Raw genomic sequence first — 17,497 nt, 5'->3', positions numbered from 1 at the left:
TAAATTAACTTAGCAACGTTTTTTAGATTGTAAATGAGAAGAATATACCAACTAGTATTTCTGCTTTTGATCGGTTTTCCGTCGTTAGCACAAATTCGTAACCAACAACAACAAGCTACCCCTTCCTTAAAAGTAAACGGCCTAAATTTAGACTATTTCACCCCAAGAGAATATATTATTGGAGGTACTACTTTAACAGGTTCAAAATATTTAGATAAGGACGTAATTATTGTGCTTTCTAAATTAACCACTGGTGAGTCGATTATGTTGCCAGGCGAAGCTACAGCAAATGCAATCAAAAATCTTTGGGCACAAGGTTTGTTTGATGACATTAAGCTCAACGTATCGAAGATTAACGGCGATACTGTGTATTTTGATATTGAAGTAGTAGAGCTGCCGCGTTTAAGTGGTTTTGAGTTCAACGGTATTAGTAAATCTCAAAAAACAGATATTCAAGAAAAATTGGGCGATAGGGCTGGTAAATCTATCATCAACGATAATTTGTACAATACAACAAGATCTGTAATTACTAAGTATTTGTACGAAAAAGGATTTTTCTACACCACCATCGATTATAAATCTAAACCAGATCCAAATCAGGAAAACAGTGTTATTTTACAAGTTAATATTGATAGAGGACGAAGAGTTAAGGTTCAAAAAATTGAATTTGAAGGAAATAAAGAATTCAGCTCAGCTAAGCTTAGAAAATACTTAAAGAAGACCAAGCAACGTGCTTTCTATAAAGTTTTTGGTAGCGGTAAATTTAATAAAGAGAAATACGAAGAAGATAAACTAAATTTTGTTGCTAAACTACACGAAAAAGGTTATCGCGATGCGGCAATCATTAGTGATAGCGTTTATAAGTACAACGATAAAACGGTTGGCATCAAAATAAAGATGTACGAAGGCCCTAAATATTACTTTGGAAACATTAGTTGGGTTGGTAATGCGAAATACAACACCGATCTGTTAGAGAAGATTTTTGGCATTGAGAAAGGTGAGGTGTTTAGCGAAGAAAAACTAGAGAAAAAACTAAGAGGAAGTGCCAATGGCGATGATGTTTCTAGTCTTTATTTGAACGATGGTTATTTGACTTTTAACGTAGACCCGGTACAAACCAGAATTTACGGCGACACTGTAGACGTAGAAATGCGTATCTACGAGGGGCCTAAATATACAGTAAACAAAGTAAGTGTTCTGGGAAATACCATCACTAATGATAGGGTAGTTTTAAGGGAAATTCGTACCAAGCCTGGAGATTTCTTCTCAAAAGAGCAGTTGATCAGAAGTGTGCGTGAAATTGGTCAGTTAGGTAACTTTGACGAGTCTAAAACCAATCCTGTACCAAAACCAAACCCGGCAGATGGTACTGTAGATATTGTTTACCACGTAGAAGAAAAACCTTCAGATCAAATCGAATTATCAGGTGGTTTTGGTGGTGGCCGTGTTATTGGTACCTTAGGTTTAACCTTCAATAACTTCTCGTTAAGAAATTTATTTAAAGGCGAAGCTTATAGACCATTGCCAAAAGGAGATGGACAAAGGTTGAGCCTACGTGGCCAAACTAATGGTAAATTCTATCAATCGTATAGTTTTTCATTCTCAGAGCCTTGGTTTGGAGGTAAAAAGCCAGTTAGTTTTGGCGTAAGTGCGTTTACATCGCTACAATCTAATGGTTTAGCTAAAACCCACTCAAATTATTATGGCATACGTTTAAATGGTGTTTCGTTTAGCTTGGGTAGAAGGTTAAAATGGCCAGATAACTGGTTCTCATTATCTCACTCTATCAACTTAAATCAGTATATCTTGAACAACTATCCAGGTTTCTTATTTAGCACGGGAGAGTCGTACAACTTAAACTTTACCCAAGAAATTGCTAGGGATTCGAGAAACCATAATATTTTCCCAACTGGTGGTGCATATCTGAGATTTACAGTGCAAGCTACTCCTCCATATTCGTTACTTAACAACGTAAATTACAACACCGCATCTGATAAAGATCGTTACAGATTTACAGAATACCATAAATGGAAAATGGAAGCACAATGGTTCGAAACGGTGGTGGGCAAGTTGGTGTTTAAAGGTCAGGCGCAGTTTGGTTTCTTGGGTTCGTATAACAGTGCTGTAGGTCAGTCGGCATTTGAGCGTTTTAAATTAGGAGGTGACGGTATGCAAGGTTTCGATTTCTTACAAGGTTCGGAAATTATTGCAATGCGTGGTTACTCAAACAACTCGGTTATTCCTGTAGGTGCTAATCCTAATATTGCACAAAACTCTGGTAGTCCTATCTTTACTAAATATGTAATGGAGTTAAGATATCCAGTAATTAGTTCACAACAAGCAACTGCCTTTATGACAGTTTTTGGTGAGGCTGGTAATACTTGGGATAAGTTCCGCGACTTTAATCCATTTAACGTGAGAAGGTCGGTTGGTGTTGGTGCAAAGATATTTTTACCAATTTTCGGATTACTTGGCATAGATTATGGTTATGGATTTGATAACATCCCAGGAGTACCTGATGCTAACAAAGGACAATTCCACTTTAGTATAGCGCAACAAATGGGCGGTTTTAACTAATTGAGAGCGTTTAAAGAACTTAACACACAATTAAAAAGAAATCTTAGTATGAAAAGAATATTTTTAGCAAGCGTTTTACTCTTAATGGCTTTAGGAGTATCGGCACAAAAAATGGCTTACGTAGACACGGAATATATTTTAAAGCATGTTCCTGATTACAAATCATCGTTAACACAAATAGAAGGTTTGTCTAAGCAATACCAAAAAGAAGTTGATGACGTTTTCAAGGAAGTGGATGCAATGTATAAGGCCTATCAAGCAGATCAGGTTTTATTAACTGATGATATGAGAAGACGTAGAGAGAACGATATCATTGAAAAAGAGAAAAAAGCAAAAGAATTACAACGTCAGAAATTTGGTCCTGAGGGAGATTTATTCCAAACTCGTTCTAAATTATTGAAGCCAATTCAAGAAAAAGTTTCTTCTACCATTGCAGAAGTTGCAAAAAACAAATACATTGACTTCGTTTTTGATAAAAGTAGTGAAAGCACCATGATGATTTATGCCAGTGCAAACTACGATATCAGTAACGACGTAATTATAAGATTAGGTTATAAACCCGGAACTTTAGTAAAATAACACATAATAGTCAAAACCGGTTGTAAATCGGCTTAGATTGAAACCAATAACAAACATTAATAACATTAGAAAAAATAGAATGAAAAAGTTAATTAAAGGATTATTTGTAGCGGCAGGATTACTTTTAACTACACAAGTTGTTAACGCTCAGCAAAAATTTGGTCACTTAAACTCAGATGAGATTTTTGGTACTTGGTCAGAAGCTAAAACAGTTTCTACCACTATCGAGAATTTAGCTAAAACTAAGCAAGCTGAAATTGATAAAATGATTGCTGAGTATCAAAATAAATTAAAAGCTGCTCAAGAAAAAGAGAGAACACTTAGTGAGGCAAACAGAGAGGTAGTTGTTAAAGAATTAACCCAAGCTCAAACTGAGTTAACAGATTTACAAAAGAGAATTGAGGATGCTCGTAATAAAGCTAGAGAAACTGTAGAAGCTAAGCAAGCTGAGGTTTTCCCTCCGTTGCAACAAAAAGTAGCTACTGCTATCAATGCCATTTCTAAAGAAAAAGGTTTGGCTTATGTATTTGATATTTCAGCATCTCAAGGTTTCAATAACTTAGTTTATTTTGATGGTGGTGAAGACATCACTCCTGCTGTAAAAGCTAAGTTAGGTATTTCGGCTACTGCTCCAACTGCTGCTAAACCAGCTGCTGGCGCTAAAAAACCTTAATCAAAATATTAAATTAATAAACGGCGGAATTAGGTAAGCTTAATTCCGCTTTTTTATGCACATGAACTTACAAAATTCCATAGGCATATTCGATTCTGGCTTCGGCGGATTAACCATCTTTAAGTCTATTGCAGAAAAGTTGCCATCTTACAATTATATTTATTTAGGCGACAATGCTCGTTCACCTTATGGCGATCATTCTTTCGAAACCGTTTATCAATATACTTTAGAATGTGTAGAATGGCTTTTTGCACAAGGTTGTCCATTGGTAATTTTGGCCTGTAATACAGCATCGGCCAAAGCACTCAGAAATATACAACAGTTAGATTTGCCTAAAAAATATCCAAACCACCGTGTTTTAGGAGTAATAAGACCAACTGCCGAAGTGATAGGAAATGTGAGTGGCACAAAATCAGTAGGCGTGTTAGGTACAAGGGGAACAATCAAATCCGAGTCGTACCTAATCGAGATTAATAAGTTCTTTCCAGAAGTGAGTGTTCATCAGCAGGCTTGTCCAATGTGGGTGCCATTAATAGAAAACGGAGAACATACAGGCAATGGCGCCGATTATTTTGTTAAGCAGTATTTAGATCAGTTGCTTAAACAGTCTCCTTCTATTGACACTATTTTGTTGGCTTGTACACATTATCCATTACTGTTGCCGAAAATAGAAGCGTACCTCTCTTCTAACATCAAAGTAGTTTCGCAGGGCGATATTGTGGCCAATAGTTTAGTGAATTATTTACAACGACATCCAGAGATCGACCAAAAGATAAGCAAGCAAAACCAAGCTTCGTTTTATACTACTGGCGACGCCGAAGCCTTCAACCGACATGCTTCTGTTTTTTTAGAGAAAGAGGTTTTGTCTGTTAAAATAAAACTGTAAGTTTTTCTGTCTCAAAAATATAACACAAAAATGATGTATTTGAAGTAATTCGAGTAGTTTCTTACTAGGTTTTGAATATATAAAAGGGTAAGTTTGCACCTTCATTCACAATCAATGAGCGAACAGATCAAACACGAATGCGGAATAGCCTTTATCCGCTTGTTAAAACCTCTCTCATACTACCAAGAAAAATACGGTACTGCACTTTATGGCCTAAACAAATTGTATTTGTTGATGGAAAAGCAGCACAATCGCGGTCAGGACGGAGCAGGTATTGCAACTATTAAATTAGACATGAAACCGGGTAGCCGCTACATTAGCCGTTATCGCTCGATGGCCCAAAATGCCGTTGCAGATATCTTCGGTTACGTACAAAACAAATTTGTTAGTATACAGGAAGAAACTCCTGAGCTGATGAAGGATACCGAGTTTTTGAAGCAAAATGTGAGCTTTATTGGCGAAGTATTGTTGGGGCACCTTCGTTATGGTACCCACGGTAAAAATAGTATCGAGAATTGCCATCCTTTCTTGCGCCAAAACAACTGGATGACCAGAAACTTGGTCATTGCAGGTAACTTTAACATGACCAATGTAGACGAACTGTTAGAGCAGTTGTACGAACTAGGCCAGCACCCAAAAGAAAAAGCAGATACGGTTACCGTTCTAGAGAAAATAGGTCACTTTTTGGATGATGAAAATCAAGCATTGTTTGATGAATACAAAAAGGATGGCTTAACTAACGTAGAGATTACGCATAAAATTTCAGAGAACTTAAACATCGCAAACATCTTAAAGCGTTCGGCAAAAAGCTGGGATGGTGGTTATGCCATGTCTGGAATTGTTGGTAATGGCGATGCTTTTGTGATGAGAGATCCAGCGGGTATCCGTCCGGCGTTTTATTATGTTGATGATGAAGTGGTGGTTGCCGCTTCAGAAAGACCAGCGATTCAAACTGCATTTAAAGTGCAGATCAATAATGTAAAAGAGATTAAGCCGGGCCATGCCTTGATTATTAAAAAGGATGGAACAGTAACTGAGGAAATGTTCCGTGAACCTTTAGAAAAGAAAGCATGTTCGTTTGAGCGTATTTATTTTTCAAGAGGTAGCGATGCTGATATATACAAAGAGCGTAAAAAACTTGGAGAGCTGTTGTGTGATCCAATCTTGAAGTCGGTTAACTACGATTTAAAGAATACAGTTTTCTCATTTATTCCAAACACCGCCGAAGTTTCTTTTTACGGTATGGTAGATGGGTTGCACAAATACATTAGAGATGTGCAGAAAGAGACGTTGTTGAAGCGCAAAGAGGTTTTGGATGATGTGGCGCTAGACGAATTGCTGTCGATGCGTCCACGTGTAGAGAAATTAGCCATCAAAGATGTGAAGCTACGTACCTTTATCACCCAAGATGCGGATAGGGGAGAAATGGTTGCCCACGTTTACGATACCACTTACGGCGTAATCAAAAATCATACGGACACTTTGGTTGCCGTAGATGATTCGATTGTGAGAGGTACAACTTTAAAGCAAAGTATCATCAAGATTATCGATAGGTTACACCCAAAGAAAATTGTGATTGTTTCTTCTGCGCCGCAGATTAGATACCCGGATTGTTATGGTATCGATATGTCTAAAATGGGGCAATTCGTAGCTTTCGATGCAGCTATTCAATTGCTGAAAGAAAGAGGACAAGAGCATATTATCGAAGATGTTTACCAAAAATGTAAAGCTTCTTTAGAATTGCCGAAAGAAGAAATTGTAAACTACGTAAAAGAGATTTATAAGCCATTTACACCTCAAGAAATTTCGGATAAAATTGCTAAAATTATCACGCCAGCAGAAACAGTTGCAGAAGTTGAAGTAATCTATCAAACTTTGGAAGGCTTGCACGAGGCTTGTCCAAATCACGTTGGCGATTGGTATTTCTCTGGAGATTACCCTACACCAGGGGGTAACAAGGTAGTGAATAAAGCTTTTGTTAACTGGAAAGAAGGAAATAACCAAAGAGCTTATTAAGCTAAAACTTATATCATTTAAAGGGAGAGGTCTTGATAGATTTCTCCTTTTTTGTCTATAACAATGGTCATTGCTGGCTTTCACGGACTTTGTCATTCAGAGCGCAGCGAAGAATCTATTTTAAAATTTGCTAGTTGAGATTATTTAGATGAACTCGATTTATAATCTCGACTTAAAGAATTGCGGATTTCAAATCAGCAGATAAGAGGTTCGGGATTTCAAATCCCGAACAGCGTAGGGAATTAAAAAGGTCGTCATTTCGACTGAAAGGAAAAATCTAGCAAGGTTTCTCTTTTTTATTAAAACCGCGTCGTCATTGCGAGGTACGAAGCAATCTTAAAGCGTGTATGCTTTTGATTAGTAAGATAGCTTCGTACCTCGCAATAATGATGTAACGAGGTTTTCTACTAAACTAATAAACTATAAACAGGCAATTCCTCCACAAAAGAAAAGCCTTTATTTTCGTGATCTATCTGTGCGTAGTAGTGGCTTAACCCATTAGTAATCACTAGCCATTTTGCTTTATACACCGAATTGTATCTTGCGGCTTGGTCAAAGGTAGCTTGTGTGATGTTTACCGAGGGCGCTTTACATTCTACCACCATCAATTTTTCACCTGCTTTCGTTAGCACTAAAATATCGCTACGTTTTCTGGTTTGATTTAGGCTTAATCCACCTTCAATCTGCATTAAACTAACAGGGAACTGTTTTTCTTTAATAAGGTATTTGATAAAATGCTGTCTTACCCATTCCTCAGGTGTGAGTACCAAATGCTTCTTTCTCGCTTCATCAAAAATGTAATGTAGCCCATCCCTTTGGGTAATTTTAAAAGGATAGAAAGGTAGGTTAAGTGGAGTAGGGTTGAACATCAGACATCAAAAATAAGATTGTTTTATTGTTTCATTGCTAGATTGTTGAAAAAGAAATGGTCTAAAGTTTTAGTGGCAGCAGATTGACAATTTTGCTGAAAGGCAGTGTGTAAGTATATACTCGCGTAAAACAGTTAAGTTGTAAGTGTTAGTGCCACAGGATTTTGTACAATAAACCTGAACGAAGTGGAAAGCCCGCAATCCCGATTTTTTCATCGGGAGAGGACTTGTAACGTAGTGCAGGACTACTGGTGGCTATGAAATGCGGAAACTGCTTTCCTGATTTTTAAAACATCAGACAGATAAATAAAAGTATTTTATGATTGAGGTCGGGATAATGGATGTTAGTCTATTTGTCAATAATTCCCCTTTAGGGGTTAGGGGTAAATTTGTAACTTTGAGCATGACTGCCGAAGACATCATTAAGGATTTAAAAGCTAGAAAATTTAAGCCAGTTTATCTATTACAGGGCGAAGAACCCTATTTTATTGATCAGATAGTAGAGTATATGGAGAAACATATACTGTCTGATGGTGAGAAAGGTTTCAACCAGACTGTTTTATACGGTAAAGATACCGATATGGCTACGGTGATGAATGCTGCTAAGCGCTATCCAATGATGTCCGAATATCAATTGATTATTGTAAAAGAAGCGCAAGATTTGAAATGGGCAAACGAAGGGGCTAGTAAAGAAGCTGATTTTACCCTTGCATATTTCGAGAAGCCGTTGCCTAGCACAATTTTAGTACTTGCCTATAAGTATGCTAATTTCGATAAACGTAAAAAGATCTATAAAGCCATTAATAGTAATGGTGTCGTTTTTCAAAGTGATCCAGTAAGAGATTATAAGCTCGTACCTTGGATAGAAGATCATATCAAAACTAAGGGCTACAAAATAGATCCTCAAGCGGTAGCTTTAATGGCTGAATATTTGGGTACAGATCTTTCTAAAATAGCAAATGAGGTTGAAAAATTGTGTTTGAATATAGATAAATCTACCACTATCCAAACAGATCATATTCAGCGAAATATAGGAATTAGTAAGGAATACAATGTGTTTGAACTGCAAAAGGCATTGGCTACACGTAATGTGTTAAAGAGCAATCAGATTATCAATTACTTTGCGGGTAATCCAAAAGCCAACCCAATGATTATGGTAATGGCCAATCTCAATTCTTATTTCTCAAAAATCCTTAAATATCATTATTTAACCAATAAAAACGATGCAGCTAGGGAGCTTGGTGTAAGCCCTTATTTTCTTAAAGATTATGAAGCTGCCGCACGCACTTTTAATGCTGGCAAAACTTTCGATATCATTAGTTTACTAAGAGAGTATGATTTGAAGAGCAAAGGTTTGGATAGTACGGGCAATATATCTGATGGCGATTTATTGAAAGAATTGGTTTTTAAGATATTGCATTAGGTTTTTTGCCACAGATGCACAGATGATGCTGCACTTAATTTCTATTTTAAAATCTGTGCATCTGTGGCCAATTAGATTTTTTACATCTTGTAACTAAGAAGTTATATCCAATTCTGAATATTTCGTAGCGCTTCGCTTATTTTTACTTCACAATTAACTTATTCAAATAAATTGATGAAGAAAAATCTATTTACCCTATTATTGGCTGCTGGTGTGGTGACTTTTGCCCACGCACAACGACCAACTCAAGGCGGAGCCCCTACTGATAGCACACGCCGGGCTCCTGGAGCTTTCGGAGCGGCAGCGGCACCTAAAGCACAACCAAAACCTTACGACCAAGTAATCACTAACAAAGCATTAAGCCGCAAAGGGATGATTACTTCTCACAAAATTGAAGACAAATTCTATTTTGAAATTGCAGATACTACATTAAATAGAGATATTTTGGTGGTAAGCCGTATTTCAAAGTCTGGAGCTGAGGTTCGTGCAGCGCAAGGTTACGCTGGCGATCAAATCGGAAGTTCGGTTATCCGTTTCGAAAAAGGACCAAACAACAGAATTTTCATGCGTAAAATTAGCTTCAGAGCTTACAGCGCAGACAGTACTGCTTCAATGTATCAGTCGTTACAAAATTCTAGCGTACAGCCAATTGCTGCTGCTTTTGATATTGCAGCTTACACTCCTGGTAAAGACGGTAGCGTAATTGACGTTACTACTTACATCAATAGCGATAATGATATTTTCTACTTCAGCTCTCCAATGTTCAAATCGAGATTTGGTATTGGTGCACAACAGGCAGATAGAAGCTATATCCAAGACGTAAGAAGTTTCCCAACTAACGTAGAGATTAAAACCGTAAAAACTTACGCTAAAGCTGCAACACCAAGCGCTGGTGGAGCTCCTTCATTTGGCGGTGCTGGTGCAGCAACAGGTTCGGTAACTTTAGAGTTAAACACTTCGTTGGTAATTTTACCTAAAAATCCAATGAAACCACGTTATTTCGATCCTCGTGTTGGTTATTTCGCAGTTGGTTATACCGATTTTGATTTAAACCCACAAGGGGTAAAAGAGGTGCAGTTGGTAAAACGTTGGAGATTAGAACCAAAACCACAAGATATGGCTAAGTACAAACGTGGCGAATTGGTAGAACCAGCTAAACCTATCATTTTCTATATCGATCCGGCTACGCCTAAAAAATGGGTGCCTTATTTAATTGCTGGTGTTAACGATTGGCAAAAAGCTTTTGAAAAAGCAGGTTTCAAAAATGCCGTAATTGGTAAAATTGCACCTACAAAAGCACAAGATTCTACTTGGAGTTTAGACGATGCCCGTAACTCGGCCATTGTTTACAAACCATCAGAAATTCCTAATGCAAGTGGTCCAAGTATTTCAGATCCACGTACTGGTGAGATTATGGAAAGCCACATTAACTGGTACCACAATGTAATGAAATTAGTTCGCGATTGGTATTTCATTCAAACTGCGGCTGTAGATAAAAGAGCTCGTACGGTTAACTTTAGCGATGAGTTAATGGGCGATTTAATTCGTTTTGTTTCTTCTCACGAAGTGGGTCACACGCTAGGTCTACGTCATAACCACGGGTCTAGTTCAACAGTGCCAACAGAAAATCTACGTAATAAAAAATGGGTAGAAGAAAATGGCCACACACCATCTATAATGGACTATGCTCGTTTTAACTACGTTGCGCAACCAGAAGATAACATTTCTAAAGTAGGTTTATATCCACGCATTGGCGATTACGATAAATGGGCAATTGAGTGGGGTTATAGATACTTCCCAGATAGCAAAAACGTAGCTTCTGATATGAAGATCTTAGATAAGATGACCTTAGAATCAGCAAAGAACAGACGTTTATGGTTCGGTACCGAAACTAATCCAGATGATCCGCATTCGCAAAGCGAAGATTTGAGCGACAATGCAATGAAAGCGAGTGACTATGGTATCAAAAACTTGAAAGTTATCGTTGCTAATTTAAATGCCTGGACCAAACAGCCCGGCGAAAACTACGATGAGCTAAGCAATATGTACGGTCAGTTGACTACTCAGTTTGGTCGTTATATTGGTCACGTTAGTAAAAACATTGGTGGTATCTACGAAAATCCAAAAACTGTAGATCAAGCAGGTGTAATTTACGAACGTACGCCAGCAGCGACGCAAAAAGAAGCAGTAAACTGGTTAAATGCACAAGTTTTCACTACGCCAAAATGGTTGTTAGATCAAACTATTTTAGATAATATTAGCGAAAGTCCGTTAGTAGTAGTTTCTAAATTGCAAAATGCAGCCCTAGCCAGAGTAATTTCTACTAGAGTTTTGGGTAACTTGATTGCTGCCGAGGCTGCCGATGGCGCAACTGCCTATAAAATCTCTGATTTGTTCAAAGATTTAAACGCTTCAATCTTTACTGAATTGAAAGGCAATGCCGCTATTGATGTATATCGTAGAAACTTACAGAAAGCTTATGTAGAGAGATTAATCACCATTATCAACCCTCCGGCTCCTGCAGCCGCTAGCGCAGCAACTTTTGGAAGAGGCGGTGCCGCTCCAACTGGTTTAACAGCTAGCCAAACCGATGCGGTTTCTGTGGTTAAAGGACAGTTACGTGAGTTAGATAAAGCAATTAAAGCAAGCTCACAAGCCGATACTTTAAGCAAATATCACTTAGAAGATTTGTCAGATCGTATCGAAAAAGCTTTAGATAAAAAGAAATAAGCAAGGACTTAAATAATTCTGGAATCCTCCGATAGTATATGTCGGGGGATTTTTTGTTTTGGAGCGGAAGGGTCAGTATTCCTATTATCGGTAGTCCCGCTTTCCGCTATAGCCCTCGTTCCCAATGCGCTGCTCCAAGCTCACTCGGGGCTGCCGCTACAATCGGGTCTATGAAACGAAGAAAAGCCATTAGCACCTGCCCAACAAACGGCCAAAAGAACCATTACCTTTGTTAATTAAACCTGTTTGAAGCGGATATACTTTTTGGTGCGTAATTTCGACGAAGTATGAGGAGAAATCTGTTTTAAGAAGCGTTTTACTTAGAGATTTCTCACATGCGTTCGAAATGATGTAGAAATGTGACAAAAAGATAGCAGCGGAAAGCAGGGCTACAATTGCCAAAATCTACTCACATTGTTTTTCAAATGATTAAAAAATTGTTGTTTAAAATTAAGCGAATTAAACAACAGAAAGCAACAAGCATCCCCAACCTAAAATCATCAATAATCCGCCAAGTGGCGTAATAGGGCCAAGAAATTTGAAGTTCTTATTTAAGTATTCGGATAATGACAATAAGTAAATACTAAACGAAAATAGAACCGTGCCAATGGTAACCAAATAATAAGACCAGCTAATTAAACTTAGCTCAAAATTTGCATTGTAGCCAATCAGTATCAAAAATAGGGCGCTGTAAATTTGATAGCGTACACCAACTTCAAAAGATGCTAGTTTTTCTACAGACAAAACTTTCTTTAAAGCGTGTGCGCCAAAAGCACCAAATATGATTGATAATAATCCGAATGTAGCACCAGTAATAATTGCACAGTTATTAGTCATGGCGTAAAGGTAGTTATAAATTTGTTTGACTAAAAAATGTCGTCATTGCGAGGCACGAAGCAATCTTATTACTATGACAGGATTATTAACCTATCGCTTTAAGATTGCTTCGTGCCTCGCAATGACGATAATAGCTTATTAATCTGAGTTCGATTGCTAAATATGTCAAAACAAGCTGTTAAAACTAGTCCCGAATTAATTTCGGGAGACGGAGTGCCAATATACTGTCGCCCTGACCATGCAATAGCTGCGAAGCAAATCAATTAGAATAAAATATATGATATGAAGCTGTAAATCAGTTAAATAATAATCGAACTGAGGTTGTTATTTATTTAATGCTTTTCTCACTTGCGGAGCGATTTTCTCCCCATAAATTTCAATAGACTTCATCATGTGATCGTGTGACGGAGCACCAACATCCATGTGTGCAGAGAAACGGGTTAGTCCAAACAATTCGTGCATCATAATGATTTTCTCGGCAGTTTCGTTAGCATCACCAATAATTAAATGGCCATGTTTCGATCTTCCGTAATCATATTGTCCACGTTGAAATGGCGGCCAACCTCTCGATTTGCCAATTCTATCCATCTGCGCAGAATAAACCGGGTAGTAGTAATCTGCCGTAGCTTGACTATCATCTCCGAAGAACGAGTGCATGTGCACACCAACTTGAAACTTGCTCATGTCATGTCCAGCATCTCCGTAAGCTTGTTTGTAGTAATCAAACAGAGGTTGGAACTGTTCTGGATTACCACCAATAATGGCAAACATTACCGGTAAGCCTAATTTTCCAGCTCTAACTACCGATGCCGGAGTGCCACCAACGGCCACCCAAATTTTCAAATTATTATCTACCGCTCTGGGTAATATCTGTTGCTCTTTTAACTCTGGTCTAAATTTTCCTTTCCAAGAAATAGTTTCCTGTTCGTTAATTTTTACCAAGAGGTTTAGTTTCTCTTCAAACAAGGCATCGTAATCTGCTAAGTTCTGACCATACAAAGGAAACGACTCGATAAAACTACCACGGCCAGCCATTAACTCGGCTCTGCCGTTAGAAATTAAATCTACCGTAGCAAAACTTTGATATAATTTAACAGGATCTGACGAGCTTAAGACAGAGACTGCACTTCCTAATTTGATGTTTTTTGTAACTGTTGCTGCTGCCGCTAAAATAATTTCTGGTGCAGAAACGGCGTAGTCTGGTCTGTGATGTTCGCCAATACCGTAAAAATCTAAGCCAACTTCATCCATCAGCTTAATTTCTGCTATAATTTCTTGTAAACGTTGTTGTGCCGATTGTACTTCGCCTTTGGCGTTAATCTGTAAATCGCCAAACATTCCAATGCCTAATTCCATAGTGTTCCTTTTATTTGATACAAAGATAACTCTATCTATAGCGCAAAGTTTTTGATGTATGTTAAGAAATGTATTGGAATGCGACAGACTTACGAAGTTTTTAAAACTTCGTAAGTCTTAACACTAGTCCTTGCCAACAAAAGCAATTACTTGTTCATTCTGTCCTGGCTCAAACCAAGTAGTTTCAGTATCCTTCCTAAACCAAGTTAATTGTCTCTTTGCAAAGCGACGGGTGTTTTGTTTAATCTTATCTATAGCAGTTGCTAAGTCAGTTTTACCATCGAGGTAATCGAAAATTTCAGAGTATCCTACAGTTTTAAGTGCATTAAGTTCTTTGTAAGCTTCTAAGGATTTTACTTCTTCCACCAAACCGTTTTCAATCATCACATCCACTCTGTGGTTTATCTGATTGTAGAGCTTTTCTCTGTCGGTATTTAAACCAATTTTGATGATATTAAACGGACGTTCTTTTTTGTTAGAAGTGAGAAAAGAACTCAGCTTTTGCCCTGTAGAAAGTACTACTTCTAAACCACGTATCATTCGCTGCGGATTGCTTTGGTCTACTTTTGCAAAATATTCAGGGTCTAATTCGGAAAGCTGTTTTCTAATAGGCTCTATACCTTCATCAGCAAATTGTTGGTTTAATTGCTCACGGATGTTTAAGTCGATATCTGGCATATCATCTAAACCATTACAAATTGCATTGATGTACAGACCAGATCCACCAACCATAACTAGCACATTGTGTTCGGTAAATAGCTTGTGCATTAATGCAAGTGCCTCAACTTCAAAATCGCCTGTGCTAAAGAGTTGTGTAACGCTGTGCGAATTAATAAAATGATGTGGTGCTGCAGCCAATTCCTCTTCCGAAGGCTTGGCCGTACCAATACTCATTTCCTTAAAAAACTGACGTGAATCTGCAGAAATAATCTCTGTTTGGAAATGCTTTGCCAGTTGAATAGCTAACGAAGTTTTACCAATAGCCGTTGGCCCAACTATAACTATTAAAGTCTTTTGATCTTGATTTTCAGGATTGTTGGATTTACTAGACAGCATCAGTTATGAAATAAATGGTTCCAACAAAAAAAGCTTTTATAATGTCTTAAAGAGGTTTAAGAAGGATTAATAATCATCCTTGTCATTACCGTAGTCGTCGTTGCTGTAATCGTCTTCGCCATCGCCAAATTCATCTTCTTGTTCATCCTCTTCATCATCATGCTCTTCTTCTTGGGTATTGATGCCTCTTCCGCCCATTGCTTCTAATTCCTCGGTATCTTCTGGTACAAAATCCATTTCATTTAAGAAATCGAAATCACTTTCTGCTGCAGCAGTTCCAGTTGCGATTTGAGCAATATTGTTTTTGTCGATAATTTTTGGTGCTTCTCCAACGCTTTTAACCAAATACGGATATTCGATTTTTGGGTCGGTATCAAGTATAATTTTAATCAACTCTACATGAAAATCGTAAGGTCTTTCGAAATTATAGATGTAGTAAAATTTTTGGTGAGGATCTTCAATAAAAGCACTTAACTTCGATTTTTCCATCAAAATTATACCATTGTCAATCTTACGCTGATTAGGGTGTATGGCAATTTCGTCGCCTTTAATCCAGTTATCTGTACTTACATAAAATGATGATGGTTTTTCAGCATTATATCCAGTACTGCGATGTATAGCTCTGTGTAAATCTTCGAAAGTTTGGTTGCTTTTGATGTCTATTTCGCGGGTAATATCGTCGTAATCTTCAAAAGAAATTCTAAATCTATAAATTGCCATGTGCTATAAAATGCTTTGTTTACGCTCGTAAAATTATGAAAAAAATGTAATTGTTAAATTGATTAATTGCTCAATTATTAAATGTAGAAACTCAAAACAACAACTAATTGTTTAATTATCTGCAACTTTTAAGCCTAAATCTTTAGCTTTCTCTAGCATAAATTTAAAAGCTTCGTCATAACTGTTGGTGATATCACCTTCTAATATCGCTTCGCGGATAGCATTTTTTAAGATGCCAACTTCTTTTCCAGCGGTTAGGCCAAAGGTTTCCATAATATCGTTACCAGATATGGGTGGTTGCCAGTTACGTAGCTGATCTCGCTCTTCAACATCTTTAATCTTCTGTTTTACCAGCTCAAAGTTGTTGCGGTATTTCTTGATCTTGTATTCGTTCTTAGTTGTTACATCCGCATTGCAAAGGAGCATCAGCGCTTCTATGTCCTCGCCGGCTTCGAAAAGTAAACGACGAACGGCAGAGTCTGTAATCTTGTCCTGAGCCAACACAATTGGGCGTAAGTGTAATAAAACTAGCTTTTGTACAAATTTCATCTTCTCATTTAAAGGAAGTTTAAGTTGTGCAAAAATTTGTGGTACCATACGTGCTCCTTTGTCTTCGTGACCATGGAAAGTCCATCCGTGACCTTCTTCGTAACGTTTGGTGGCAGGTTTTGCAATGTCGTGGAGGATGGCTGCCCAACGTAACCACAAATCATCAGTAGTTTCGCAGATGTTGTCTAAAACCTGTAAAGTGTGGTAGAAATTATCTTTATGCCCTCTGCCTTTAATCACATCGACCCCGTACAATTTGGCCATTTGAGGGAAAATCAATTCCAATAAGCCGGTATCAAATAAATAATTGAAACCAATTGAAGGTTTTTTAGCAAGGATGATTTTATTTAGTTCGTCGCTAATTCTTTCTTTCGATACAATTTTGATGCGCTCTTTCTGCGATTTTATCGCTTCTATTGCAGTTTCGTCTATCTCAAAATTCAATTGTGTCGCAAAGCGGATAGCCCGCATCATGCGCAACGGGTCATCAGAAAATGTTACTACTGGATCTAAAGGCGTACGGATCAGTTGATTTGCTAAGTCTTCTAGTCCGTTAAACGGATCTACAACCTCGCCATAATTTTCCTTATTTAAGGAAATGGCTAATGCGTTGATGGTAAAATCGCGGCGTAACTGATCGTCTTCTAAAGTGCCATTTTCTACAATTGGTTTGCGGGAATCGGCTCTGTAACTTTCTTTACGTGCCCCTACAAATTCAACCTCTAAATCTTCATGCTTTAACATGGCAGTGCCGAAATTTTTAAACACGGCAACGTTGGTTTTTAACTTCTGACCAACTTTTTCGGCGAATGCAATGCCGTTGCCCAAAACTACCACATCAATATCTTTTGATGGTCTTTTGAGGTAAATGTCGCGTACAAAACCGCCAATAACGTAAGTTTCTGTGTTTGTTTTCTCGGCAGTTTCGGCCAAGATTTTAAAGATAGAAGCCTCGATATTGCCTAGAAGGGACTTTGCATCTTGAGACTGTAGGTTGGTTTGCATAGTTTGCAAAGTTAAGAAAAACCCTTCAATTATGCCGTCTCCCGATTAGTTCTATCGTTTGGACACATCTCGGTCCTCCCCCTTGAATCCCCCTCTTCGAGGGGGCAGGGGGAGGAAATCTGCTATTTTCAATAAATGTGTCCACATGATAGGATTTAATCGGAACTTACTACTATAGTCAGATGATTAATCTTTCGCTTTAAGATTGCTTCGTGCCTCGC

At 37.9% G+C, this 17,497-nt stretch carries 13 protein-coding genes; 7 read left to right on the top strand and 6 right to left on the bottom strand.

The genetic code is table 11. The features are described from left to right. Positions 1-33 precede the first annotated feature (33 nt). The 5 genes from bamA (at position 34) to REI64_RS15890 (ending at position 6,731) form a co-directional block, all read left to right on the top strand. Complete coding sequence (gene bamA / locus REI64_RS15910; protein ID WP_308851129.1) at positions 34-2,577, top strand: outer membrane protein assembly factor BamA; 2,544 nt, start codon at positions 34-36, stop codon at positions 2,575-2,577. Between the two features lie 48 nt (positions 2,578-2,625). Then, on the top strand, positions 2,626-3,156 hold the full coding sequence (locus REI64_RS15905) for an OmpH family outer membrane protein (protein WP_308851128.1): 531 nt from the start codon (positions 2,626-2,628) through the stop codon (positions 3,154-3,156). 79 nt (positions 3,157-3,235) lie between these two features. Next, entirely contained in the window at positions 3,236-3,829 is a 594-nt protein-coding gene (locus REI64_RS15900) for an OmpH family outer membrane protein (protein WP_308851127.1), read from the top strand. A gap of 61 nt (positions 3,830-3,890) precedes the next feature. Then, the gene (murI, locus tag REI64_RS15895) at positions 3,891-4,715 is read left to right on the top strand and encodes a glutamate racemase (RefSeq protein ID WP_308851126.1); all 825 of its coding nucleotides are present in this window, start codon (positions 3,891-3,893) and stop codon (positions 4,713-4,715) included. A gap of 114 nt (positions 4,716-4,829) precedes the next feature. Further along, a complete protein-coding gene (locus REI64_RS15890) occupies positions 4,830-6,731 on the top strand; it encodes a class II glutamine amidotransferase (protein WP_308851125.1) in 1,902 nt (633 codons plus the stop codon). Between the two features lie 407 nt (positions 6,732-7,138). Here REI64_RS15890 and REI64_RS15885 read toward each other — a convergent pair whose 3' ends face one another. After that, a complete protein-coding gene (locus tag REI64_RS15885; protein ID WP_308851124.1) occupies positions 7,139-7,600 on the bottom strand; it encodes a type I restriction enzyme HsdR N-terminal domain-containing protein in 462 nt (153 codons plus the stop codon). Between the two features lie 403 nt (positions 7,601-8,003). Here REI64_RS15885 and holA point away from each other — a divergent pair, with 403 nt between their 5' ends. Beyond that, the gene (holA, locus tag REI64_RS15880) at positions 8,004-9,023 is read left to right on the top strand and encodes a DNA polymerase III subunit delta (RefSeq protein WP_308851123.1); all 1,020 of its coding nucleotides are present in this window, start codon (positions 8,004-8,006) and stop codon (positions 9,021-9,023) included. Between the two features lie 174 nt (positions 9,024-9,197). Continuing rightward, on the top strand, positions 9,198-11,753 hold the full coding sequence (locus REI64_RS15875; protein WP_308851122.1) for a zinc-dependent metalloprotease: 2,556 nt from the start codon (positions 9,198-9,200) through the stop codon (positions 11,751-11,753). 459 nt (positions 11,754-12,212) lie between these two features. On the opposite strand, the gene REI64_RS15870 is transcribed toward REI64_RS15875, so the two are convergent. From REI64_RS15870 to REI64_RS15850, 5 genes are all read right to left on the bottom strand, one after another. After that, positions 12,213-12,590, bottom strand: a complete 378-nt coding sequence (locus REI64_RS15870) for a DUF423 domain-containing protein (protein WP_308851121.1) — start codon at positions 12,588-12,590, stop codon at positions 12,213-12,215. Positions 12,591-12,914: 324 nt separating this feature from the next. Continuing rightward, positions 12,915-13,946: an LLM class flavin-dependent oxidoreductase gene (locus tag REI64_RS15865; protein WP_308851120.1), complete on the bottom strand. Its 1,032-nt coding sequence runs from the start codon at positions 13,944-13,946 to the stop codon at positions 12,915-12,917. Positions 13,947-14,069: 123 nt separating this feature from the next. Next, on the bottom strand, positions 14,070-15,002 hold the full coding sequence (miaA, locus tag REI64_RS15860) for a tRNA (adenosine(37)-N6)-dimethylallyltransferase MiaA (RefSeq protein WP_308851119.1): 933 nt from the start codon (positions 15,000-15,002) through the stop codon (positions 14,070-14,072). 66 nt (positions 15,003-15,068) lie between these two features. Continuing rightward, positions 15,069-15,722: a hypothetical protein gene (locus REI64_RS15855; RefSeq protein ID WP_308851118.1), complete on the bottom strand. Its 654-nt coding sequence runs from the start codon at positions 15,720-15,722 to the stop codon at positions 15,069-15,071. Between the two features lie 111 nt (positions 15,723-15,833). Continuing rightward, on the bottom strand, positions 15,834-17,276 hold the full coding sequence (locus tag REI64_RS15850) for an HD domain-containing protein (RefSeq protein ID WP_308851117.1): 1,443 nt from the start codon (positions 17,274-17,276) through the stop codon (positions 15,834-15,836). Between the last annotated feature and the right edge of the window lie 221 nt (positions 17,277-17,497).

Origin of the sequence: Pedobacter sp. (assembly GCF_031119335.1) — a bacterium.
Lineage (GTDB): Bacteria > Bacteroidota > Bacteroidia > Sphingobacteriales > Sphingobacteriaceae > Pedobacter.
Note: the sequence above shows the minus strand (reverse complement) of the source record. Positions and strands in the feature narration are given on the sequence as shown.

What these genes read in the sequence shown, in the direction of transcription:
- REI64_RS15905 (WP_308851128.1), top strand. Translation starts at nt 2,626, where the DNA reads ATGAAAAGAATATTTTTAGCAAGCGTTTTACTCTTAATGGCTTTAGGA.
- miaA (WP_308851119.1), bottom strand. Translation starts at nt 15,002, where the DNA reads ATGCTGTCTAGTAAATCCAACAATCCTGAAAATCAAGATCAAAAGACT.
- REI64_RS15875 (WP_308851122.1), top strand. Translation starts at nt 9,198, where the DNA reads ATGAAGAAAAATCTATTTACCCTATTATTGGCTGCTGGTGTGGTGACT.
- holA (WP_308851123.1), top strand. Translation starts at nt 8,004, where the DNA reads ATGACTGCCGAAGACATCATTAAGGATTTAAAAGCTAGAAAATTTAAG.
- murI (WP_308851126.1), top strand. Translation starts at nt 3,891, where the DNA reads ATGAACTTACAAAATTCCATAGGCATATTCGATTCTGGCTTCGGCGGA.
- REI64_RS15885 (WP_308851124.1), bottom strand. Translation starts at nt 7,600, where the DNA reads ATGTTCAACCCTACTCCACTTAACCTACCTTTCTATCCTTTTAAAATT.
- REI64_RS15870 (WP_308851121.1), bottom strand. Translation starts at nt 12,590, where the DNA reads ATGACTAATAACTGTGCAATTATTACTGGTGCTACATTCGGATTATTA.
- REI64_RS15900 (WP_308851127.1), top strand. Translation starts at nt 3,236, where the DNA reads ATGAAAAAGTTAATTAAAGGATTATTTGTAGCGGCAGGATTACTTTTA.
- REI64_RS15890 (WP_308851125.1), top strand. Translation starts at nt 4,830, where the DNA reads ATGAGCGAACAGATCAAACACGAATGCGGAATAGCCTTTATCCGCTTG.
- REI64_RS15850 (WP_308851117.1), bottom strand. Translation starts at nt 17,276, where the DNA reads ATGCAAACCAACCTACAGTCTCAAGATGCAAAGTCCCTTCTAGGCAAT.
- bamA (WP_308851129.1), top strand. Translation starts at nt 34, where the DNA reads ATGAGAAGAATATACCAACTAGTATTTCTGCTTTTGATCGGTTTTCCG.
- REI64_RS15865 (WP_308851120.1), bottom strand. Translation starts at nt 13,946, where the DNA reads ATGGAATTAGGCATTGGAATGTTTGGCGATTTACAGATTAACGCCAAA.
- REI64_RS15855 (WP_308851118.1), bottom strand. Translation starts at nt 15,722, where the DNA reads ATGGCAATTTATAGATTTAGAATTTCTTTTGAAGATTACGACGATATT.